Below are 20,746 nucleotides of genomic sequence, written 5' to 3'. Positions count from 1 at the left end.
GGCCAGGACGACGCGGGCCGGGATCCCGCAGAACGCCATCGACGCGACTGTCCGACCTGTGTTCTCGGCAGGATTGGCAGCCATCGACAAGGTTGGTGTCGCTGCTGAATGTCGCATGGTGGTCGCGTCATGACCGCGGAAGTCGCCGCTCCGGCTTTGCGGCTCAGGCTGGCCGAGCGTGGCGTGGATCTGCGGCTGCTGTTGCTGGCGCCCGCGGTGATCGTGGTGCTGGCGCTGTTCATCTACCCGTTCATCTTCGGCATCCAGCTTTCGCTGTCACCGCAACGATTCAACAACCCGCTTGATAATTATCGAGCCTTCTTCTCTGATCCGTACTACTTCAGTAGCCTGGCCAATACGCTGGCCATCGCGGTCCCGGCGACGTTCGTCAACGTCGTCGCCGCGGTGCCGATCGCGGTGCGGATGCGGCGGGCGTTCCGTGGCCGCCGCCTCCTCGCCGCGGCGTTGGTCGTGCCGGTCAGTCTTGGCACGGTTTTCCTGGCCGACGGCATGCTGAACGTGCTCGGACCGGCCGGCTGGCTGAACAAGGCGTTGCTCGGCATCGGCCTGATCGACGACCCGGTCCGGCTGACCAACAACTGGTGGGGTGTGTTCCTTTCCCTTGTGGTCAGCGGATTTCCGTTCGCGTTCCTGCTGATGCTGGCGTACGCGTCCGGCATCGACCCGTCGCTGGAATCGGCCGCGGCGACGCTCGGAGCCTCACGGGGGCAACGGTTCCGATACGTGATCTTCCCGCTGTTGTTGCCTGGCGCGGCAGTCACACTCTGCCTGAACTTCGTAATGGCCTTCTCGGTGTTCCCATCAGCGGTTCTGCTCGGCGATCCGTCAGGCTCGTCGCGTGTGCTCGCGTTGATCGCGTATCAGGAAGCGCAGGAACGGCTTGATCCGTCGATGGGTTCGGCGGTGGCGATGCTGCTTGCTGCGTCCCAGCTCGTGTTCGTGGTTCTCGTTCTCGGCGCACGCTCGTTGCTGTACCGCGGTCCGGCTTCCGGGGGTAAAGGATGAAACGGCTCGTGCTGTCCCCCACCGCGTGGCTGACGTGGTTCGGGGTCGCGGTGTTCCTGGTGTTCGTGCTGGCGTTGATCGTCGCGGTGTTCGTCAGCTCGTTCGGCACGGTATGGCTCGGCACATGGCTGCCCGACGGCTTCACGTTCCGCTGGTGGGAACAGACGTGGACGGAGTTCGGCCTCGGCAGCACCCTGCTGGTGACCATGGAGGTCGCCCTGCTGGTCGTGCTGTTCTCGGTGCTGATGGGCGTCCCGGCCGCGTACGTGCTGGCGCGACGGGACTTCCCGGGCAAGAAGCTGGTCAGCCTGCTGTTGTTGCTGCCGTTGCTGGTTCCGCCGATCACGTACGGCATCCCGTTGGCGACCTTGCTGTACCAATGGGGCCTCGGCGGCAACATGACCGGCGTCGTGCTCGCGAACTTGGTGCCGTCATTGCCTTTCGTGGTGTTGACCATGACCCCGTTCGTCGAACAGGTCGACCGTCGCGTCGAAGACGCCGCGCGAACGCTGGGCGCGGGCACGGCCAGGATCATGATCAGTGTGCTGGGACCGTTGCTGCTGCCCGGAATCCTGGCCGGCGCGGTGATGGTCCTCGTCCGGACGGTCGGCATGTTCGAACTGACGTTCCTGACCGCGGGCGCCGACAGCGAAACGCTCGTCGTCGCCTTGTACGCGGCCAAGAGCGGCGCGGGCATCCGAGCCGATCAGACCGTGGACGCGATTGCCGTGGTCTACATGCTTTCCACGGTGTTGCTACTGCTCATCGCGCTGCGGTTCGTCAACCCGACGCAGCTCGTGACTCGGGTGAAGGAGGCGCCGCGCGGTTAGCACCAGGCCACGGTTCCAGCTTCGGTCCGTCGGCCTGCGGTTTCTCCACCTGCTCCTCGACTTTGTAGACCTCGAGGCCGCGTGCCTGGTAGTTGTGCAGGGCCTGGGCACTGTCCAAGGTGTTGGTGTGCAGCCAAACCCTGGTCGTGCCCGGGATGGCCCATGCGCGCTGCAACACTTTCGTCAGCAGGTATCCCCCGAGGCCACGGCCGATGAAGGAAGGCACAAGCCCGAAGTTCTCGATCTCCACCTCGCTGTCGCGCCGAACGAGCTCGGCGTATCCGGCCGGTGTGCCACGGACCCACGCCACCCAGGTCTCGTGGCCCGGCTCGGTGAGCCACTCCATCCATCGCTGCCAGTCCCAGTCCAGCCGAAACGCCCAGTACCAGTCGCTGCCGACGGCCGTGTACAGGTACCTGTTGAACTCCGGTGACGGTTCGCGCGACTGTACGAATTCGACGTCGATGTCCGGCTTCTTGGCCGGTTTCAGCTGGTCCGGGCTGGTCTGCTGGAGGTAGTACCTGGTTGCGAGCACATCGCCAGTCCACCAGATCTACGTAGTTTTCGCCGACGCGGTCGCAGCCTGTGTCGCGACATCGTTTGAGTCATGAACGCACGAGCACTTCTCGCCATCCCGCTGATCGCCGCCGGTTTCCTCGGCGCAGTCACCCCGGCGCAGGCAGCCACCAAGCCGACTTCGTTGACGTGTCAAGGACAAGGCGTCGATCCGGCGGCCAAGATCCGCTACCGGACCGAGACGCTGATCAAGGCCCCGCTGCACACCGTCTGGAACGTGCAGACCGACATCGAGCGCTGGCCGACCTGGCAGCCGCCCGTCACCAGCGCCAAGCGCCTCGACCACGGCCCGCTGCGGAAGAACTCGCAGTTCCGTTGGACGACGCCGGTGCCTGAGACGCCGGTCAGCCCGCCGACCACGCTGGTCATCACGTCCACCGTCGAGCAGATCCAGCACGGCAAGTGCATTCGCTGGACCGGGCCCGCGATCGGTGACGGGCTGCGCATCGACCGTGGCGTGCACGTCTGGAACTTCGTCAAGGTCAAGGACGGCGTCCTGGTGCGCACCGAGGAAACCCACACCGGCAAGCAGATCGAGTCCGATGTCCCGCTCGCCACCAAATTCCTCGGCATGGGACTCGAAGGCTGGCTCAAGGACCTCAAAACCGCCGCGGAAGCACGAAACTGCGACTGACAGCCGCGGCCACCACACGTGGCCGCGGCCATCCAACCCTTACGCTCCGGCGAGTGTGTACACCGCGTGTGCGATGACGTCGCTGTGCCGGTCAAGCGATGTGGCGTTGATGTTGCTGGTGGTGTCGCAGGCCTGGTGGTAGCACCGGTCGAACGCGACATTGGCCGAGCCGCCCCACTTCTGGGCCTGCGAGGCGGTCTTGCGACCCTCGGCGCCACTGAACGTGCCGCCGATCGGAATGCCCGCGCGGGCGAATGCGGCGTGGTCGGAGCGACCGCCGACACTGGTCAGCTCGGTCGGTACGCCCTTGGCCGAGAAGCCTTGTTCGAGCAGGTCCTCGATCGCCTGCGAGCCACTGGGCTGGCCGGACGCGGAGTACACGAAGTAGGCCGGGTTCGGCGAGCCGATCATGTCGAAGTTGACGTAGGCCTTGATCACGCCGCGCTGGGCGGTGGTCAGGCTGTTGACGTAGGCCGTAGAACCGATCAGGCCGAGTTCTTCGGCACCCCACCAGCCGAAGCGCAACCGCTTGGTGGGCCGGACGTTCTGGCGTGACACGGTCAACGCGACCTCGAGCAGGCCGGCCGAGCCGGAACCGTTGTCGTTGATGCCGGGACCACGGCTGACGCTGTCGAGGTGGCCACCGGACATGATCACGTTGTTGGCGTCACCGTGTGGCCACTCGGCGATCAGGTTGTATCCGGTCGCGCCGCTCGCGGTGAACTGGTGGATGCGGGTCTGGTACCCGGCAGCGTCCAGTTTGGCCTTCACGTAGTCCAGCGATGCGCGGTAGCCGGGCCGCCCGTGCGCCCGGTTGCCGCCGTTGGCGGTCGCGATCCGTTGCAGCTCAGTCAAATGCGCCTGGACATTGGCGACCGGGATGTCCGGCGGCGCCACGACCGCCTGTGCCGGGGTGACGGTTCCGACGGTTGTCCCGACCACGAGGAGCATGGCCGCGAGGAGCTTCATGGGTTCCTCCTGAATATGCCGTTTGCAGGGGAAAGGACGGCATGTCTTATTCAGGGCCATGCATGTGTACGGCGGTACCCGCCGGAAGTTGGTCGCGCACCCTGGGGTCGAACCAGGCTTCCCGGAGTTATGAGCTCCAGGTGGTCGCCGGACCGTGCGCGCTGCTGAAACACCGCTCCCGCACCAGGATTCGAACCTGGCCTTACCGATTAACAGTCGGTTGTGCTGCCGCTGACACCATGCGGGAAAACAAGGGCCCCGCGCCGGACGCCACAGTCGGTTGTGCTGCCACTGAGACATCGTGCGGGAAAACAAGGGCCCCGCGCCGAACGCCACAGTCGGTTGTGCCGCCACTGAGACATCACGCGGGAAAACCCCGGAAAAACAAAAGCCGCCCATCGCAAGCGACAGGCGGCTCCCTCAGCCGGGACGTTTCAAGTCCTCACGGCGGGGAACCACCACTGTGCATGCGATTGCGCTTCGTCATAGGAGAAGCGTCGCATGGCGGTCAACGGGGTTTTCCACCTGTGGACAACTCTGTGGATGAGTGGCCTGGTCTGTGGATAACTCCCCTCGCATCCGCAGGCCGGGGCCCTCGCCGATGTGGATGACGGTGACGTACGTCCCCTGTGGACAAACCAGATGCCGGTGAATATTCCACCATTCGGCCTAACGATGGCTCCTACCTGCGGGTTCATCGGAACGTGATGATCCATCTCGGCAATCTGGTTCAGGCGCAGTTCACTCCGCACACCGGACGCCTTACGATGCGTATCCATCGTGGGGCCGGAAAGGAGCAGCCCAGGGTGCCTAAGAAAGTCAATGACCTGTTCAACCTGGAAAAGGTCAAGCACGCGGTACGCGACAAGGCGATCAGCGTCGTCGACCAGGTTGTCGGCCGCTACCACCGTGAGCAGGCTGAGCACATCGCACGCCTCGAGCGGCAGGTCAGTGAGCTGCGCGAGCAGCTGCACAACGAGATCGTGCACCAGGGCGACCGGACACGCGACCGAGTACTGGAGTTCGAGATCCGGCACCGCCGCGATATCCCGTTCGCCGCGGATCACGAAGCCGCGCAGGAGAGCGCGCGGTTCGTGCACGAGCAGATGCCGACCAAGCCCGCATTCCCGCACGCGCACAAGACGCTGGAGCACGCCCTGTCGATGGCGCCGACCGGCGGGTTGGCGTTGGAGTTCGGCGTGTGGCAGGGCACCACGCTCAAGATCATCGCCACCGAACGGGAAGGACAGGGTGTCTACGGCTTCGACTCGTTCGAAGGCCTGCCGGAGGACTGGCGCAGCGGCTTCCCGGCCGGCCACTTCACCGTCGACGGGCTGCCGGACGTGCCGGGCGCCGAACTCGTCGTCGGCTGGTTCGACGACACGCTGCCCGGATTCCTCGAAGAACACCAGGGTGTCGTCGATTTCCTGCACGTCGACGGCGACCTTTACAGCTCGGCGAAAACCGTTCTCGACCTGGTCGGACCGCGATTGCGCGAAGGCAGCGTGATCCTGTTCGACGAGTTCTTCAATTTCCCCGGCTGGCAGAACCACGAGTACAAGGCGTGGATGGAGTACGTGGAACGCACCGGCGTCCAGTTCACGTACGAGGGCTACACCTGGAACAACGAGCAGGTCATCGCGAGGGTGACCAAACCGGGCAAACACTGACGTAAACCCGTAGCCCGCAGGCCGCGTCCACATCAGGACGCGGCCTGTTGGCTGCTTTGGGGCCGAGTACTGGGTCGTCAAGCCCCTAACTACACTTTCGGACTGTTCGCAGCCGGGGGACGGATCGTTGCTGACCGAGCCGAGCGCGGAAAAAGAGCGAGAGGGCAGACCGTTGACTAACGGGAGTACGGCCGCCGACGTGCGACCGGACGAAGGAGCCACCGGACGGTCTGTCCCTGAGTGGCTATGGGTCATCGCGATCGGCCTGATCGGTGCGGTGGTCTTCTTGATCCCGTACCTGCAGAACCCGTACTTCTACTACGTCGGCGACAACCCCGAGTCGTTCGTGCCGAACTGGTACCACTACGGCGAGCAGCTGCTCAAGGGGATCTGGCCGACGATCGACTCGGCCGGCTGGTACGGCGGCAACTACATCGGCGAGGCCGCGGCGTCCACCTGGAACCCGTTCTTCGTCCTCTGCTACATCGTCGTCGCGCAGTTCAACAGCCTGACGGCCGCCGCGGCGTTCGTGATGGTCGCGCACCTGTGCCTGCTGTCCATGGGCACGTACCTGCTGGCCCGCGAGTACGGCGCCGCGCGTGTGTCGTCGACGGTGTTCGCGTTCGCTGTGCCGCTGAGCGGGTTCACGCTGTACTACGAGGCCTCCGGCTGGCCCGCCGGCCTGGCCGCCTTCGTGTGGGTCACCTGGTTCTGGTGGGCCGCGCGGCGGTTCTCGCGCGGGGCGTCGACCCCGCTGCTGCCGTTCCTGATCGGCGCGATGGCGATGACCGTCGGCAACCCGTACGCGGCGCTCGGCCTGATCATCGTGATGTTCGGTATCGGCGTCGAACTGCTGGTCCGCAAGAACGTCCGTACCTTCGTGCACCTGGCCATCATGGGTGCCTGCGTCGGCTCCGTCGCCGTGCTGGTGTTCTTCCCGCTGCTCGGTGCGATGCCGGTGACCTCGCGGCAAGAGCTGGCCATGATCGCCAACGACACGTTCATGGTCCCCGGCGTCGGTGACCTCGTCTCGTCGAGCGCGCCGAGCTACCTGCCCGCGATCACCAACTGGAACGGCCAGGTCCGTGAGAGCCTGCCGTCCACCTACTTCGTCTGGTTCGCCATCCCGCTGTTGCCGTGGCTGCGCTGGCGCACGCTGCTCAAGCCGGCTCGTTCGCTGGTCAGCCTGGCTGTGGTCGGCGGGATCTACGCGATGCTCACCTTCGGCCCGTCGAACCTGTGGCTGTTCCGCTGGCCGATCCGGCTCGTCGAGTACCTGTACCTCTCGATCGCCGTCGTGTTCGCGGTGCTGTTGTCGAAGGGCCTGGCCAAGGACCACTTGCGCAACCGGACCATCGCCACGATCGGCCTGGTCGGGGTGGGCGCGTACCTGTCGTTCGCGGTACGGCCCGAGTACTGGCGGATGCACGCCGTCGCGACCGTGCTGGTGCTGCTGTTCTTCTTCGCCGCGCTGTGGGCGTACCGCAAGCGCGGCTGGATGGCGCTGGGTGTCGCGTTGCTGATCGGCACGATCGGCGTCGCCGCCTACCAGACCAACCGGATCCCGTACCCGGGTGTCGAGGTCGGCCCGCCCATCGTGCCTGCGAGCGACGTCAACCAGGTCAAGGCAGGTACCGCCGAGTTCAAGGGCACCTACCTGCAGCTCGCGGCGCAAGGCCTGGTCAAGGGCACGAGCGAGCAGGACGAGGGCGAAGTCATGTTCGGCAACTTGTCCGTGCTGACCGGCCACGAGTCGATCACCCGGTACAGCGGCATCGGCTTCACCGAGTTCACCCAGGCACTGTGCATGGACTACAAGGGCTCGGTGTGCCCGGACGCGTACCGCAACGCGTTCCGCCCGGTCCAGGGCACCAACATCCCGCTGATCGACGCGTTGCGCGTGGAGACCCTGGTGCTGCAGGACGCGCTGTTCCCGAACGTGGTGAACAACCCGCCGCCGAAGGGCTGGACGGTGGTGGCCCGCGAGGACGGCGCCACGGTGTGGACGCGGGACGCGCCCCTGCCATACCCCGGCCGCGTATCCTGGGCCTCACGTGGCGTCACCGTGGCCTCGTCCACCTCGGAGCCCGCCACCGAGCAAGTCAAATTCAATGCGCCAACCGGGGGCGGTCAGCTGATATTCGCTCGCCTTGACTGGCCCGGGTACAGCGCCACAATCGACGGCAAGACGGTCGAGGTTCGCAACGGCGACGCCGGCCTGATCACCGTCGATGTGCCCGCCGGTGAGCACACGCTCGCACTGGACTACGAAACGCCGGGGCTTCGGCTTGGCGTCATGCTGGTGGGTGGTGCCACTCTGGTGGTGCTGATCCAGACACTGTGGTGGTGGCGGACCGTCCGCCGCACCCGGCGCCGCAACGACGCGGTGCACCAGAACGGACCCGATGGCGGCGTCGCCGATGCCACCACGGACATCTCCCCGGTCCTGACGCACGCGGGACCAAACGACGAGAGAATCTGAGGAGCAGGAAACCGCATGCCGACCCAGCAGGAGCAGAAGGTGGCCAAGCCCCAGAAAACAGGCGGCTCCCAATCGAGCATCCGCGGCGTGGTTCAGCGAATCCTGTTCGCCTCACCCAGCCCGCAGGCCCCCAACGAGCTGTACTCGCTCGGAACGTACGGCGCCGTCCGGCCGGAACGGCACCGCGTTGTCGTCGAGCCGGACGCCCGGCTGACCACGAACACGTACTTCGGCCGGCTGCCCGCCAGCTACCTGCAGCGGTGGACGCAGATCCGCGAACTGGAGGCGGTGTTCCGCGTCCGTGGTTCCGGCAGGCTGGAGATCCACGCGTCGGACGCCGAGGGCGAGCCGCGGATCCTGTCCACCGCCGAGGTGGCCACGCCCGCCGAGCAGGAAGTCCGGCTGAAGGTCACGCTGGACCGGTTCATGGACGGCGGCTCGATCTGGATCGAGGCCGTGACCACGGCGGAAGAGCTGACGATCGAGGACGTCCGCTGGGTGATCGGCGAGCCGCTGCGCGACCGGCTGACCTCGGTGGTCATCTGCACGTTCAACCGTGCCGACGACTGCCTGAACACCATGCGCGCGCTCGGTGAGGACACCGAACTGCTGGCCGCGCTCGAGCACGTGTACGTGGTCGACCAGGGCAACGACACCGTGCAGAGCCGTGAGGGCTTCGACAAGGTCGTCGAGCTGTTCCACGGCAAGCTGCGCTACCTGCGTCAGCCCAACCTCGGCGGCGCTGGCGGCTTCACCCGCGGCATGTTCGAGATCAGCGGCGTCGGCGGCAAGCACGCCAACGTCCTGCTGATGGACGACGACGTGCTGCTCGAGCCGGAGACGGTCCTGCGTATGGCGTCGTTCGCCAACAACGCGACCGACCCGGTCATCGTCGGCGGCCAGATGCTGTACCTGTACCACCCGAACCGCCTGCACATCGGCGCGGAGACCACGGACCTCGCGCTGCTGCGGCCGGGTGTGCCGGTCGCGGGCGCGCTGCACAACGTGGACCTGACCAAGAAGCTGCCGCACCGGCGCGTGACCGCGGGCTACAACGCGTGGTGGTCCTGCCTGATCCCGGCCGAGGTCATCGAGCGCTGCGGTCTGCCGTTGCCGCTGTTCTTCCAGTGGGACGACATCGAGTACGGCACGCGCGCGGGCCGTAACGGCTTCGCGACCGTGACCCTGCCCGGTGCGGCCGTGTGGCACGCCGACTTCGCGTGGAAGGACTGGGACGACTGGGCCCGGTACTTCAGCCTGCGGAACTCGCTGATCACCTCCGCGCTGCACTTCGACGGCTTCGACGGCAAGGCCGCGGCGAAGGTCCTGGCCAAGCAGATGGCCGAGTACCTCGTGTCGATGCAGTACGGCATGGCCGCGACCCTGCTGAAGGCCCTTGAGGACTTCCTCACCGGCCCGTCGGTGCTGACTGACGGCGGTGTGGCCGCGGCGGCGGAGATCCGCAAGCTGCGCAACGAGTACCCGGACACCCACCGCAAGCAGCCGGCCGACCTGGAGGTCGACGGCGCCGCGACACTGCCGATCATCGACGACCCGGGCAACCCGTCGCTGCCCAAGGCCGTGATGGTCAAGCGTGTGCTGAACATCCTGACCGGCCGCAACGGCGGTGCCGCGCAGATCATGGCCCGTGACGCCAAGTGGTGGCACGTGTCGCTGTTCAAGTCCGTGATCGTCACGGACTCCGCGCAGGACGCGTTCCGGGTGCGCAACTTCGACCGTGACGTGGTCGTGGACCTCGCCAAGCGCGGCACGAAGCTGCTGGCCAGGCTGGCCAAGGAAGGCACGCTGGCCCGCGAGGAATGGCGTGGCGCGATGGGCGATCTGACCACTCGCGAGAACTGGGACCGCCTCTTCAAGTCCTGATCCCCGCACGTGAAAGGCCGGGCTGGTACACCAGCCCGGCCTTCGTGCGTTTCGGACCGCCGCCGACCGGGCATCCCGAATGGGCTTGTTCCCCAGGGCGGAGGAGTGGCTGTGTTGGCCGACCGCTACAGGATCGACGAGTTACTCGGCACGGGCGGGATGGCCGACGTATACCGAGCGTGGGATACGCGCCTGCACCGCTCGGTGGCCATCAAGATGTTCCGCCCGCAAGCGGACGACACCGCGCGATGTCGTTTCGACAAAGAGGTCCGCACGCTGGCCACGTTGTCGCATCCCGGGCTGGTCTCGGTCTACGACGCCGACACGACTCAGCCGCAGCCTTTCGCCGTACTGCAACTCGTCGACGGCCAGACGCTGAGCTCCCGGATCAACGAAGGGCCACTGTCGGTCGCCGAGGTCCGTGCGCTGGGCGCTCAGCTCGCCGACGCCCTCGGATACGTGCACGACAACGGCGTGATCCACCGCGACGTCAAGCCGTCCAACGTTCTGATCGACAGCGACGGCACGGTGTACCTGTCTGATTTCGGCCTGGCCCAGCTCAGCGGGGCGAGTCGGCTGACCCAGGCCGACATGCTGGTCGGAACGGCGGCGTACCTGGCTCCCGAACAGGTCCGTGGCGAAGAGGTCGACGGTCGCGCCGACATCTACGCCCTCGGCTTGGTGCTCCTGGAATGCCTTACCGGGGAACGGGAGTACCCGGGCAACGAGATCGAGACAGCGGTCGCCCGGTTGCACCGGTCGCCGACCGTCCCCGAAGACCTGCCAGCGGACTTACGTCGGTTGCTGACGCTGATGACGTCGCTGACTGCGCGTCGCCGTCCGACCGCCGGGCAGTGCGCCGAGGCTCTCCGTTGTCCCTCCACTCAGCTCTTGGAACCGCCGCCTCCCGCTCCCGCGCCAACGAAGCGGCGGTCCCTCGCAGCCGCTGCCGCGCTTGTCGTTCTCGCTGGGGCCACGTGGCTACTGGTAAGCGGCGGCGGCGCGCAACCAACGACAACGCCTCCTGCGGCTATCCCGCCCTCGTCCACCAGTGCAGTCGCTCCCGTCGCAGAGCCGCCCCGGTCGCCCGTAACCCAGCCTCAGGTCGTTCCGGTCGATGACAGGACCGACACCACCGTCTCCCCCACCCAACGCAACCGGCCGGCCGAATCGACCGCAACGAAATCACGCAAAGGTCCAGGCAAAGGCTCGGACAAAGGCAAAGGTGACGACCGCGAATCAGACAAGGAAAAGGACGACTGAGTCGACACCGTCGCCGTGATCTACGGGATTGCCGTTTCAGTCAACGCATGGGATCGGCGTGGGTGGTGGTGGTGGCACGGCTGGTTGATTGACCGGCGGGGCCGCCGCTGGTGCTGCCGGAGTTTCCGGCTTATTCGGCCTTCTCGGCGTCGGCTGCGGGGTGAGGCTTTCGGCGACTTTGGCGCGGACTTTCTGCGTATCGACGATGTTGATGCTTTCGCCGTCCACCGTCTGGGTGTCCTCGATCGGCAGGGTCAAGTACCTCATCCGGCTGCCGGTCAGATTCGACATGCGCACCGCGAAGTCGAAGAGTTCGATGCCCTCGTCGACGACCACGTTCTGCTTGGCCACGTCGACGAGGCCGGGCAGTGCCGAGGCGCCCTGGCTGCGCACCTTGTGCATCACGGCCGCGATGAAGGCCTGTTGGCGGCGGGTGCGGTCCAGGTCGCCGTTCTTCAAGCCGTGCCGTTGGCGTACGAAGGCAAGCGCTTGGGAAGCGTTCAGGGTTTGGTTCCCGGCCACCAGGTTCGCGCCGGACATCGGGTCGTGGGTGGCGTTGTTCACGCAGACCTCGATGCCGCCGAGCGCTCCGGCCAGGTAGTAGAACCCGGCCAGGCTGACTTCGGCGATGTGGTCGATCGGGACGTCGAGGAACGTCCGCACGGTCTCGACCTGCGCGCGACGGCCCGCTTCCCGGCCGAGGAACTCCAGTTCGTGCGTGTCCTGCACGCCCTCGGCGCGCAGCCGCGTCTCCTCGGCGATCTTCGCCCTGCCGTAGGCCTCTTTGATTTTCCCTCGGACAGGACCACCCGGGATGCCCTGCAAATCAACAAAATTGTCGCGTGGCACGGACAACGCGGTGGCTTGTGAACCGTCATTGGGGATGTGCAACAACATCAGCGTGTTGGCGTTGTACCCGCCACGATCGCTTTCCCCGGCTTGCAACTGGGCCAGTACGGCGTCCGGCAGCGGTTCGCCGTTCAGGTCGAGGCGTGTGGTGAGACCCATCACCAGGATGTTCATCGCATCGACGGACCGCGGGGCGTCCGGCGCGATCGCCTTGGACCGCCGGACGCCTTCGTCGAGGTCCTGGTACGTGGCCCAGGCCACGCCCGCGGCCACCATCAGCGCCACCGACACCAGAATCCAAGTGGTCCGGACCACTACGAGCGCGGAGGTCCGCAGCCACCCCATGATCCGGATGTTACGCCACGGGGTCGTTGAGCTATATCCTCAGTGGAGTCCGATCTAGACATTGGGACGGCAGTGGTGGGGGATACACCGGTACATCCGCGTGTACCAGTGGAAATACCAGCGGTGGCTGCCATTGCCATGCTCGCTGTCTTCGTCGGTATGGGGTTGATCACGGACGGCAGCGCCGGCTGGGTCTTCGGGACGTGGGTCATCATCGGCACGGGCGTGGCAGCGACGCTCGTCCGGCCGGTCGGCCTCTGGGTCGTCGTGCCCGCGCCCCCGATCGCCTTGCTGATCGTGGTGACGATCCGCATCGCGTGGCAGTGGCAACCGGTGTGGGGCAACACAAAAGCGCTTGTCGCCGAGTTCGCGCCGCCGTACCTTCACGGGTTCCCGTGGCTCGCGGCCGCCATCGGCGTCGGCATCGGCATCGCGGTCATTCGTCTCTTGAGACGCGGAAAATCGTTATCTGGGGGAGAAAATAATGCAGGACGCCGACAGACCGGTCTTCGCCTCGACCAGCAGAGGCCGTAAGTTCGTCCGGCTGACCAGCAGGCTGCTGGCGGTCGGCATGATTGTCATTGCTGTCGTGATCGTCGCGACCACGTTCGGCTCGGTGCACAACGACTCGGCAACGCCATGGCCCGTCACCGATCTCAGGTAGGCCGGATCCCCTGGGCGCACTGGATCACCCTGCTCATCGCGGTGTTCCTGCTGCTGGGAACGTTGACGATGCACGCGTACAACGTGACCACATCCCCAGCGGCTTCGACCGAACCAGCCGACGGCACCGTGGACATCGCGGACAACACGATCGCGCTGGTGATCCAGGACGGACCTAATCCGAAGTGGACACCGCGCATCCTGGACGCACTGCGCAGGCACAACGCGCACGCGACGTTCATGGTCGTGGGAACGCGGGTCAACGAACACCCCGAGCTCGTCCGCCGGATGCTCGACGAAGGACACGACGTCGGCATCACCGGGCTGCGACCTGGCGATGTCACGCAGCTGCCCGGCTGGCAGCGTGATCTGGAACTCTCGCTGGCCCAGCAGGCACTGGCCGCGGCCGCTGGTGTCCACACGCGACTTTTCGGGCAGCTCTCGGAGACGTCCGACGAGGTGCTGTGGACGCTGCGGCGCGACGGCTACCTGGTCGTCGAACCCACCACGGACGCGTTGTCGCTGCCATGGGGCGATCTTTCGGCACTCTCCGCGATCGCGCGGCGCGGCACGGTAGTCGGCATGTACGACAACGGCAGCGTGACCGTGGACGAGGTGAACGGCTTACTGTCCACAATGTCCCCTCGTGGGCACCGGTTCGCCAACATGTCCGAGGCGCTGATCGTCCCGCGGCCACACGAAGAGGCTGGTCTGGGCAGCAGGATCACCGGGCATCTCGCGGCCGCGGCCCAGAACTACGGCGGCACGCTCGTGTTCGTGCTGAACGCGTTGATCATCATCGCCGCGTTGCTGGCCGCGCTTCGCGCGTTGATGCAGCTCGGCTTGGCGAACACGGCACGACGCCTCGCGCGGGAACGGGAGCAGAATCCGCCGCCGTGGTACTCGCCGCCGGTGTCGGTGATCGTGCCCGCGTACAACGAAGCAGCGAACATCGTTGCGACAGTTCAGTCATTGCTAGCAAATACGCACACGGCTGACGTCGAAGTGATCGTGGTGGACGACGGTTCGACCGACGGCACGGCCGACCTAGTGCTAGGTCTGGGGCTGCCGGGCGTCCGGGTCGTGCGGCAGCGCAACTCGGGCAAGCCGGTGGCGTTGAACACCGGCATCGCGCACGCGGAACACGACATTCTGATTCTTGTCGACGGGGACACGGTGTTCGAGCCGGAGACCATCGGCCATCTGGTGCAGCCGATGATCGACCCGACTGTGGGCGCGGTGTCCGGGAATACGAAAGTCGCCAACCGAAGCAGTCTGCTTGGCCGCTGGCAGCACCTCGAGTACTGCGCCGGGTCCAATTTGGACCGGCAGATCCTGAACGCACTGCAGTGCATCCCGACCGTGCCCGGCGCGATCGGGGCCTTCCGGCGCGAGGCGCTGCGTGCGGTCGGCGGCATCAGCTCGCAGACCCTTGCCGAAGACACCGACCTGACAATCGCGATCACCCGCGCGGGCTGGCGCGTCACGTACACACCCGATGCGCGGGCGTGGACCGAAGTTCCTGCCACGCTGGGTGCGCTGTACCGGCAGCGCTACCGATGGTCATTCGGCACGTTCCAGTCGATGTGGAAACACCGCGCCAGCTGGCGGGACAGCGGCCCATCCGGCCGGATGGGCCGCTACGGCCTGATCTACCTGTTCGCGTTCCAGCTGCTGCTGCCGTTGCTCGGCCCGGCGATGGACGTGTTCGTGCTGTACGGCATGTTCATCGCGGACGCGCCGTACGCGATCGTGATCTGGTTGCTGTTCCTGGCAATCCAGACCGCGGGCGCCGGATACGCCTTGCACCTGGACGGAGAATCGCTGCGCCCGCTGTGGGGTCTGCCGTTGCAGCAAGTGGTGTACCGGCAGCTGACATATCTCGTGGTGATCCAGTCGGTGGTCACGGCGCTGCACGGCGCCCAACTGAAGTGGCAGACCAACGCACGGACAGGGCAAGCCGCCAGACTGCTGACCTACGCGCCGAAGCCTCCGTCGACATCCCACGTCGAACCGGTGACGAAGCGCGACTCAAGGCTGGCCAGGTAGGCGACGACACCAGCCGGGGCGCCGCCAAAGCCGGCCAGCGTCAAGGAAGTCATGTGCTCGTTCATCCGAGTACGGCCTTCCCCTCTCCCGGAGGAAGGCCGCACCCTGTGGATGACTCAGTCGGCGCTGCCACCCGAGTCAGCCGAGTCGACGGGAGCCTTCTTCTTGGGCGCCTGCGCCTTCGCCGCCTTGGTCACCTTTGTCACCTTGGCTTCCTTGTTGACCTTCGCGACCGGCGCGGCGACCTTGTCGTCCGGCGAGTCGGCCGTGTCGAGTGCCGGGTCGACCGAGTCGACGACCGACGCCGTCGGCGAATCAGCGGTCTCAGGCGAGTTGTCGAACACCCCGTTCTGCGTCAGCGGTGCGTCGAACTTCTGCACAACCGGTGCGGGATGCGGATCACGCACAGTGCTGCCGCCGTCGTCGTCGGCGATGGCCGCTGCCGCACCGAAGCCTGCCAGCGCGAAGGTGGTGACGCCTGCGATGATCCACGGTCGTTTGCTGTTCATGGTGTCCTCTCCTTGCTTGGCTGTACTTCCACAATGGCGGCCGGAGATGAAAGGAACGGGTGGATGTCCATGAAGGACTTCTCATCCAAGCCAGCGCTCGGCCAACTCGACGCGAAGTTCCGTGTTGCGCAACCAGTTCTCCTCCTGCACGCGATGCGGGCCCGTCGCGAGCGAGAGCACCACGGCCGCAGTCCGCCGATGGAGTGCTAGCGGGTCAAGCTGTTCGCTGAAATGTGCGGCCAGCTCATCTTGGACGTCGGTGATGTGCGCGGCATGGTCCGCGCGGATCTGGGCCAGCACGGACAGGTGTCCCAGCAGGCATGCCGCGTCGTCGAGTCGTTCGCCACGACCGGCGGTGTCGATGTCCAGCAGCCTCGCTTGTCCATTGTGGATGATGAGCTGACTCTCGTAGAAGTCCCCGTGCACCGGGACGTCCGGGCCCTCGGGTGATTCGTGGTGAACCTTCGCCGCGATCAGCCAGGCACGTTTGCTCAGGTGCGGCGCGGTGACGGCGACGACTTCGGCGTAGTGCGCGGCCTTCTGACCCCATGTCGGTCTCCGCTTGCCCCCGAGCTCCCACGGCAGGCCGTCCAAGGCATCGGTCACGCTGCGCGGGTCGACTCCCTTGTAGTCCAGCAGTTCTTCCCGCAAGGTCCGGCCGGGCAGACCGGCCAGCAGGACAAGACCGTCGTCCGTCCACCCCAAGGACTCCGGTGCCGTCGTGGCGATTCGGTGCCGGTCATGCAGATCTTTCGCCAGCTTCGGCCGTACCACCTTGATGAAGACCCTGCGCTGGTTGGGAAGCCGGACTTCGACGACCGCGCGCCGCCGCGGCCGGTACGCCCTCGTGTGAATGGACACGTCACCACCGACGTCCAGGCCACTGGCTTCGATGAGGATGCGCGCCTGCGCCGGGTCAACGGCGCGCGGCAGCCCAGGCAGGTCCGGATCGAACGGAAACCGCCACACACCAACGTCCGTCGTGCCGTCGGTGATCCGGACAACGCCGTCGGGCAGTTGTCCGGACGAGGCACCCAATATCTCGTTGCGTGTCCCGTCAGGCCATTTGACAGTAGCCGAGTAGCTGACCGTGGTCCGCTTCCCCGGCTGATGATCCACCTGCGCGGCGGACCAGTGCAGCAGTTCCCCGCCGGCCCCGGCCACCACCGTGGCGAGCATGTCACCCGCCGCCGCTCCCGTCAGAAGTGCGAGATCAGCCATGCCAGCACGATCTACGACGGGAATGATGCGGCCATGAGCCGCCGATGAAGAAACCTTCATCTTGCGTTCGGCGGGGTGACCTTGCGCTAGCGTGCCCAAGTCCCAATTGTCCGATTACCGGAGGCCGTGGTGGAAGCAGACACCGAGCGGATCTTCGTCCCCCGCCGCGCAGGCCTCCGAAGAACCGGCTGGACCCTGCTCGGCGTGACCTTGGCGATCAACGTCGCCAGCATGGCCGTGCCCGCGTTGATCGACCACCCGCTGACGACGAACCGTGGCGAAATCCACGACTACCTCGACGTTTTCGTAGAGGGGAATCTGCCAACCTGGTGGAGCACAGGGCTTTTGGTGATCGCGGCGGCGTCCCACGCCTTGCTCGGCGCCATCGGGCACGCGGCGCGCGTGCGCGGCAGCTGGGCCTGGTTCGCCAGCGCGACAATGCTCGGCGCCTTGTCCCTCGACGACCACACGCAATTACACGAACGCCTCGACCGTATCGGCCGCCACCTCGTGACGTATGAGGGCGGCTTCCCGTTCTACTGGCTCCTCCCCGGCCTGGTAGCCGGTCTCATCGTCGCCATCGGCCTGCTGCTACTCGCCCGGCACCTGAACGGCCGCCCCCGCTGGTACATGATCGCCGGCTGCACGTTGTTGCTGGCGGCGGCTTTGGGCGGCGAGGCGCTTCAAGGTTTGCTCATCGCGTCAGGCGAAAGCGGACCGCTCTACGTGCTGACCTATCACGCCGAGGAACTCGGCGAAAACCTCGGCGTCCTCGCAATGCTCGCCGCGGCAGCCCACTCAGTGTGGATAACCCGTACCCAGCACTCGCTGGAGATCGCTTACGCCAAGGCGTAATCCCATCCATTTCACTGTTACGCAAGCGTCCCCCTGCCTACACTCGCACCTCGGCGCAGACACTCCAGGTGAATCGGGGCGATATGGACGGCAACATCCTCGACCCGGACAGCGCACGGGAGCGCTTGGCCGCGTGGAAAGGGCGGATCGACAAACTGGCCGCCGACACGCAGGCAATGAGCGACCAGCTGCGTGAAGTCCGGATCAGCGTGACCGACCCCAACGGACTGGCCGAGGTGACGGTCGACTCCACCGGCGCCTTGGTGGATCTGCGATTGACCGATCGGATGTCGCGGTCGACCCCGGAAGCCGTATCGCGGGCGGTCATGGCCGCGATCAGCGAAGCCCGCAACCAACTGGCTGACCGGTCGCAGGAAATCATCGCAGCGACAGTGGGTACCGAATCGGCTGCGGCACAGGCGATTGCTGAGAGTGTTGGGCGGCAGTTGCGCAGCACACCGGTCGAGCAGCCCGCTCCAACCACGTCCGTCGACGACGAGGACTACGACGTCCGTTCCGACTTGTGGCGGAAGTGACCATGGGACAGGGACTCGAGGTCGACACCGAGGAACTCCTCGCACACGCGCGCAAGATCGAAGCGATCAGGGATCGGTTCGACGCCGTGAAATCCGCCAGTGCGCACATCGCACAGGACGACCAGGCGTACGGCCTGCTGTGCGGATGGATCTCCGGTGTGCTCGAAGGCAGGCACACCAGGCAGGACGAACTGCTCGACCAGGTCAAGGAGAATCTGGATCTGGTCGCGAAGTCCTTGCGGCACAGCGCGAACGAGTACCAGGCCGTCGACCGGGCGAACGCGGGCCTGATGGAGGAAGTCGCCGACGGGGGCCTGCTGTGACCGACAATTCGCTGATCGCCCCGGTCGAGTCGTCGAGGGAGGCGTGGACCGGCTCCGGCCTCGCGGACAGCATCGAAGGCCTGGTCGATGCGATCAAGAGCGAAGGCTGGGTGGACGACGCGCTGGCCGGTGCGGCAGCCGGAGTCGAGATCACGGCCACCGTGATGGATCCGATCAGCGCGTTGCTGGCCAACGGCCTTGGCTGGGCGATCGAGTACTTCGAGCCGCTGCGCGAAGTGCTCGACGAGCTGACCGGCAAGCCGGACGTGGTCAGGGCGCACGCGGCAACCTGGAACAACATGGCGACCGAACTGCACGACATGGCTGCCGACCTCAAGGCGGACCTGCAGAACGACCTGCCCGGCTGGAAAGGTGACGCCGCTGCGGCTTACCAGAGCCTGATGGTCAACAACGTGGAGGCGATCGGCGGCCTTGCCGCGGTGTCGGCCGCGATGGCGGCGGCCACCGAAGGCGCGGGCGGGCTGGTCGAGCTGACCCGGGAACTGGTCCGTGACCTGATCGCCGACCTGGTCGCCCGCGTGATCGTCTGGGCGGTCGAGGCGATCTTCGTGGTGACGATCCCGGTGATCGCGTCACAGATCGCGGCGGCGGTGGTCAAGTGGGCAGGCCGGATCCTGGTCTACACCACCGCGCTGATCACCAGTCTGACCGACCTCACGAAGCTGCTCGGAGCGTAGATGCGACTTCTCGTAATCCTTGTGTGGTTCGCACTGCACCGGCGCACTCCGCCGGACGGCCCGGGCAAACCACCCGACGGCAACGGTGATGGGGACGGCAAACCGTCGCAGCAACACGGATCGATCAACGCGGGCGAGAACGTCAGCAACGCACAAGACGCCATCGGCACCGCCCGCGACCGCGGTAAGCCAGCCGAAATCCCGGGCAGCACAAGCGAGTCCCGCCCAGGTGGCGGACAACAGCCGGGTGACCCGGCCGAACCACCGCCGGGCGTCACGTTCGACGACCCGAAGCGCCCGAATCTGGGCAGCGACGGCAAGTACTACATCAGAGACGGCGTGGACCACGACGTTCCGATCGACGATCCGACGGACCTGTCCCGGACGATCACGGACATCGACCGCCCGGAGAGCGGCGTGCTGTGGGAGGAGAAGTCCGCGGTCAACGCCACGGATGTCGACAAGTGGGTGAACAAGCAGGTCATCAAGAAGACCGAGGCCTACATCGCGGCCCGCCAGCACATCGCGGGCCGCGAGAACGCCCCCGTCGGCATCGACTTCACCAGCCCGAACCCCGACCCGGCATTCAAGGCCGCGGTGGAGAAGGCAATAGCCGACCTGCGCGTCAAGTACCCTGACGTAACCATCCTAGTGAAGTGGGCGGAATGAGCTACGTATTCGACGTCGACGACGAGACGGTATGGAGTCCTGCGCTGCAAATCGGCGACCTCTACGTCCGCTTCCTGCAGGAAATCGCAGACATGCTCAAACTCCCCACCGGACTCGTCGAAATCGCCTCGGATATGTACGAGATCGACCTCGATTCGTACGAAACACTGGTGAAGGCCATTTTCGAGATGAATTTCTCCTCCGGCCATCCTGTCCTGCGCGGCTTGCTGGAAGCGGTGCTCGCTCCGTCCGTTGTAGTTCTCGACCGCGCCGGACGGCCATTGACCGCGACCTCCCAGGAACAAATGGACTTGGTCACGCGCGCGCAGGCTCTCTCCATGCCCAGATGAGCTACGGTGCTCAGCGGTGCCCCAGGAGGTCAGCGACCGGCTCCTTGCCGCCGCGATGAACCAGCTCGGCGCAGGCGGTCACGTGTCGACCAGACCCCACGCTTAGTCGGTGACATCCCCGCGGAGGCGATCTACGCCTTCCTGTTGCGTGACAGGGAATTCCTACCGGCGCGAAGGAAACGGCGAAGTCGCTTGTCAACGACACCGTGGCGGCACATGAAGACGGCGTTGAATGTCCTTTGTGGACATATGGTACCGCTTTGTGTGAAAGTTGGTCCATCGGAGGGAAACTACTGCAGCCACTTGGAGTCGCACCGAGTCACGTGATAGAGATCAGTGCCTCAT

The 20,746-nt window shown here is 65.9% G+C and carries 21 protein-coding genes and 1 tRNA gene; 16 read left to right on the top strand and 6 right to left on the bottom strand.

What is annotated here, in order from left to right; all coding sequences use genetic code 11:
• The first annotated feature begins 129 nt into the window (after positions 1-129).
• Positions 130-1,026: an ABC transporter permease gene (locus tag B9C43_RS17355; RefSeq protein ID WP_084428264.1), complete on the top strand. Its 897-nt coding sequence runs from the start codon at positions 130-132 to the stop codon at positions 1,024-1,026.
• Positions 1,023-1,856, top strand: a complete 834-nt coding sequence (locus B9C43_RS17350) for an ABC transporter permease (RefSeq protein WP_033386063.1) — start codon at positions 1,023-1,025, stop codon at positions 1,854-1,856. Before B9C43_RS17355 ends, B9C43_RS17350 begins: the two co-directional genes overlap by 4 nt.
• On the opposite strand, the gene B9C43_RS17345 is transcribed toward B9C43_RS17350, so the two are convergent.
• Entirely contained in the window at positions 1,807-2,391 is a 585-nt protein-coding gene (locus B9C43_RS17345) for a GNAT family N-acetyltransferase (protein WP_084427537.1), read from the bottom strand. The two genes, B9C43_RS17350 and B9C43_RS17345, sit on opposite strands and share 50 nt — an antisense overlap.
• 72 nt (positions 2,392-2,463) lie before the next feature.
• Between B9C43_RS17345 and B9C43_RS17340 the strand changes: the two genes are divergently transcribed.
• Positions 2,464-3,066 carry an SRPBCC family protein gene (locus B9C43_RS17340; RefSeq protein ID WP_084427535.1) on the top strand — a complete coding sequence of 201 codons (603 nt, stop codon included), beginning with the start codon at positions 2,464-2,466 and terminating at the stop codon, positions 3,064-3,066.
• Positions 3,067-3,105: 39 nt separating this feature from the next.
• On the opposite strand, the gene B9C43_RS17335 is transcribed toward B9C43_RS17340, so the two are convergent.
• Positions 3,106-4,035 carry a M28 family metallopeptidase gene (locus B9C43_RS17335; protein ID WP_084427533.1) on the bottom strand — a complete coding sequence of 310 codons (930 nt, stop codon included), beginning with the start codon at positions 4,033-4,035 and terminating at the stop codon, positions 3,106-3,108.
• Positions 4,036-4,210: 175 nt separating this feature from the next.
• A tRNA-Asn gene (locus tag B9C43_RS17330) sits at positions 4,211-4,282 on the bottom strand.
• A gap of 559 nt (positions 4,283-4,841) precedes the next feature.
• On the opposite strand from B9C43_RS17330, the gene B9C43_RS17325 reads away from it, so the two are divergent.
• The 4 genes from B9C43_RS17325 to B9C43_RS17310 all read left to right on the top strand — a co-directional run bounded on the left by B9C43_RS17325 (position 4,842) and on the right by B9C43_RS17310 (position 11,334).
• Positions 4,842-5,705, top strand: coding sequence for a class I SAM-dependent methyltransferase (locus B9C43_RS17325; RefSeq protein WP_235038659.1), 864 nt, complete (start codon positions 4,842-4,844; stop codon positions 5,703-5,705).
• A 199-nt stretch (positions 5,706-5,904) separates the two neighbouring features.
• A complete protein-coding gene (locus B9C43_RS17320; protein ID WP_084427531.1) occupies positions 5,905-8,187 on the top strand; it encodes a YfhO family protein in 2,283 nt (760 codons plus the stop codon).
• A 15-nt stretch (positions 8,188-8,202) separates the two neighbouring features.
• Positions 8,203-10,071, top strand: a complete 1,869-nt coding sequence (locus B9C43_RS17315) for a glycosyltransferase (protein WP_033386035.1) — start codon at positions 8,203-8,205, stop codon at positions 10,069-10,071.
• A 114-nt stretch (positions 10,072-10,185) separates the two neighbouring features.
• Entirely contained in the window at positions 10,186-11,334 is a 1,149-nt protein-coding gene (locus tag B9C43_RS17310; protein WP_143446369.1) for a serine/threonine-protein kinase, read from the top strand.
• A gap of 36 nt (positions 11,335-11,370) precedes the next feature.
• Here B9C43_RS17310 and B9C43_RS17305 read toward each other — a convergent pair whose 3' ends face one another.
• The gene (locus tag B9C43_RS17305; protein ID WP_084427527.1) at positions 11,371-12,528 is read right to left on the bottom strand and encodes an LCP family protein; all 1,158 of its coding nucleotides are present in this window, start codon (positions 12,526-12,528) and stop codon (positions 11,371-11,373) included.
• 123 nt (positions 12,529-12,651) lie between these two features.
• Here B9C43_RS17305 and B9C43_RS17300 point away from each other — a divergent pair, with 123 nt between their 5' ends.
• The 3 genes from B9C43_RS17300 to B9C43_RS17290 are packed head-to-tail and all read left to right on the top strand — an operon-like array spanning position 12,652 to position 15,240.
• Positions 12,652-13,062 (top strand): DUF6542 domain-containing protein, encoded by a 411-nt coding sequence (locus B9C43_RS17300; RefSeq protein ID WP_143446368.1) that lies wholly within the window; start codon positions 12,652-12,654, stop codon positions 13,060-13,062.
• Positions 13,013-13,192 (top strand): hypothetical protein, encoded by a 180-nt coding sequence (locus B9C43_RS17295; RefSeq protein ID WP_033386024.1) that lies wholly within the window; start codon positions 13,013-13,015, stop codon positions 13,190-13,192. Before B9C43_RS17300 ends, B9C43_RS17295 begins: the two co-directional genes overlap by 50 nt.
• Entirely contained in the window at positions 13,168-15,240 is a 2,073-nt protein-coding gene (locus tag B9C43_RS17290; protein WP_084427523.1) for a bifunctional polysaccharide deacetylase/glycosyltransferase family 2 protein, read from the top strand. Before B9C43_RS17295 ends, B9C43_RS17290 begins: the two co-directional genes overlap by 25 nt.
• Positions 15,241-15,356: 116 nt before the next feature.
• Here B9C43_RS17290 and B9C43_RS56690 read toward each other — a convergent pair whose 3' ends face one another.
• Both B9C43_RS56690 and B9C43_RS17280 read right to left on the bottom strand, forming a co-directional pair.
• Complete coding sequence (locus B9C43_RS56690) at positions 15,357-15,749, bottom strand: hypothetical protein (protein ID WP_084427521.1); 393 nt, start codon at positions 15,747-15,749, stop codon at positions 15,357-15,359.
• Positions 15,750-15,830: 81 nt separating this feature from the next.
• The gene (locus B9C43_RS17280) at positions 15,831-16,970 is read right to left on the bottom strand and encodes a phosphotransferase family protein (protein ID WP_084427519.1); all 1,140 of its coding nucleotides are present in this window, start codon (positions 16,968-16,970) and stop codon (positions 15,831-15,833) included.
• A gap of 129 nt (positions 16,971-17,099) precedes the next feature.
• Here B9C43_RS17280 and B9C43_RS17275 point away from each other — a divergent pair, with 129 nt between their 5' ends.
• The 6 genes from B9C43_RS17275 (at position 17,100) to B9C43_RS17250 (ending at position 20,401) form a co-directional block, all read left to right on the top strand.
• Positions 17,100-17,825 carry a hypothetical protein gene (locus B9C43_RS17275; protein WP_235038658.1) on the top strand — a complete coding sequence of 242 codons (726 nt, stop codon included), beginning with the start codon at positions 17,100-17,102 and terminating at the stop codon, positions 17,823-17,825.
• Positions 17,826-17,893: 68 nt separating this feature from the next.
• On the top strand, positions 17,894-18,361 hold the full coding sequence (locus B9C43_RS17270; RefSeq protein ID WP_235038657.1) for a YbaB/EbfC family nucleoid-associated protein: 468 nt from the start codon (positions 17,894-17,896) through the stop codon (positions 18,359-18,361).
• A gap of 2 nt (positions 18,362-18,363) precedes the next feature.
• A complete protein-coding gene (locus B9C43_RS17265; RefSeq protein ID WP_033386042.1) occupies positions 18,364-18,684 on the top strand; it encodes a type VII secretion target in 321 nt (106 codons plus the stop codon).
• Entirely contained in the window at positions 18,681-19,382 is a 702-nt protein-coding gene (locus B9C43_RS17260) for a WXG100 family type VII secretion target (RefSeq protein WP_084427513.1), read from the top strand. The genes B9C43_RS17265 and B9C43_RS17260 overlap by 4 nt, the downstream gene beginning before the upstream one ends.
• On the top strand, positions 19,383-20,051 hold the full coding sequence (locus tag B9C43_RS17255; RefSeq protein WP_084427511.1) for a hypothetical protein: 669 nt from the start codon (positions 19,383-19,385) through the stop codon (positions 20,049-20,051). It abuts the gene before it with no gap.
• Positions 20,048-20,401 carry a DUF6086 family protein gene (locus B9C43_RS17250; RefSeq protein WP_033386011.1) on the top strand — a complete coding sequence of 118 codons (354 nt, stop codon included), beginning with the start codon at positions 20,048-20,050 and terminating at the stop codon, positions 20,399-20,401. Before B9C43_RS17255 ends, B9C43_RS17250 begins: the two co-directional genes overlap by 4 nt.
• Positions 20,402-20,746: the final 345 nt, after the last annotated feature.

Source organism: Kibdelosporangium aridum (assembly GCF_900176515.1).
In the GTDB taxonomy this organism is placed as follows: domain Bacteria; phylum Actinomycetota; class Actinomycetes; order Mycobacteriales; family Pseudonocardiaceae; genus Kibdelosporangium; species Kibdelosporangium aridum.
The sequence above is the reverse complement of the archived record's forward strand: the minus strand, read 5'-3'. Positions and strand labels throughout refer to the sequence as shown.

Excerpts from the sequence above, each read along its gene's own strand:
- B9C43_RS17355 (WP_084428264.1), top strand. The coding sequence starts at position 130 with ATGACCGCGGAAGTCGCCGCTCCGGCTTTGCGGCTCAGGCTGGCCGAG.
- B9C43_RS17350 (WP_033386063.1), top strand. The coding sequence starts at position 1,023 with ATGAAACGGCTCGTGCTGTCCCCCACCGCGTGGCTGACGTGGTTCGGG.
- B9C43_RS17340 (WP_084427535.1), top strand. The coding sequence starts at position 2,464 with ATGAACGCACGAGCACTTCTCGCCATCCCGCTGATCGCCGCCGGTTTC.
- B9C43_RS17335 (WP_084427533.1), bottom strand. The coding sequence starts at position 4,035 with ATGAAGCTCCTCGCGGCCATGCTCCTCGTGGTCGGGACAACCGTCGGA.
- B9C43_RS17315 (WP_033386035.1), top strand. The coding sequence starts at position 8,203 with ATGCCGACCCAGCAGGAGCAGAAGGTGGCCAAGCCCCAGAAAACAGGC.
- B9C43_RS17305 (WP_084427527.1), bottom strand. The coding sequence starts at position 12,528 with ATGGGGTGGCTGCGGACCTCCGCGCTCGTAGTGGTCCGGACCACTTGG.
- B9C43_RS17295 (WP_033386024.1), top strand. The coding sequence starts at position 13,013 with ATGCAGGACGCCGACAGACCGGTCTTCGCCTCGACCAGCAGAGGCCGT.
- B9C43_RS17290 (WP_084427523.1), top strand. The coding sequence starts at position 13,168 with ATGGCCCGTCACCGATCTCAGGTAGGCCGGATCCCCTGGGCGCACTGG.
- B9C43_RS56690 (WP_084427521.1), bottom strand. The coding sequence starts at position 15,749 with ATGAACAGCAAACGACCGTGGATCATCGCAGGCGTCACCACCTTCGCG.
- B9C43_RS17280 (WP_084427519.1), bottom strand. The coding sequence starts at position 16,970 with ATGGCTGATCTCGCACTTCTGACGGGAGCGGCGGCGGGTGACATGCTC.
- B9C43_RS17265 (WP_033386042.1), top strand. The coding sequence starts at position 18,364 with ATGGGACAGGGACTCGAGGTCGACACCGAGGAACTCCTCGCACACGCG.
- B9C43_RS17255 (WP_084427511.1), top strand. The coding sequence starts at position 19,383 with ATGCGACTTCTCGTAATCCTTGTGTGGTTCGCACTGCACCGGCGCACT.
- B9C43_RS17250 (WP_033386011.1), top strand. The coding sequence starts at position 20,048 with ATGAGCTACGTATTCGACGTCGACGACGAGACGGTATGGAGTCCTGCG.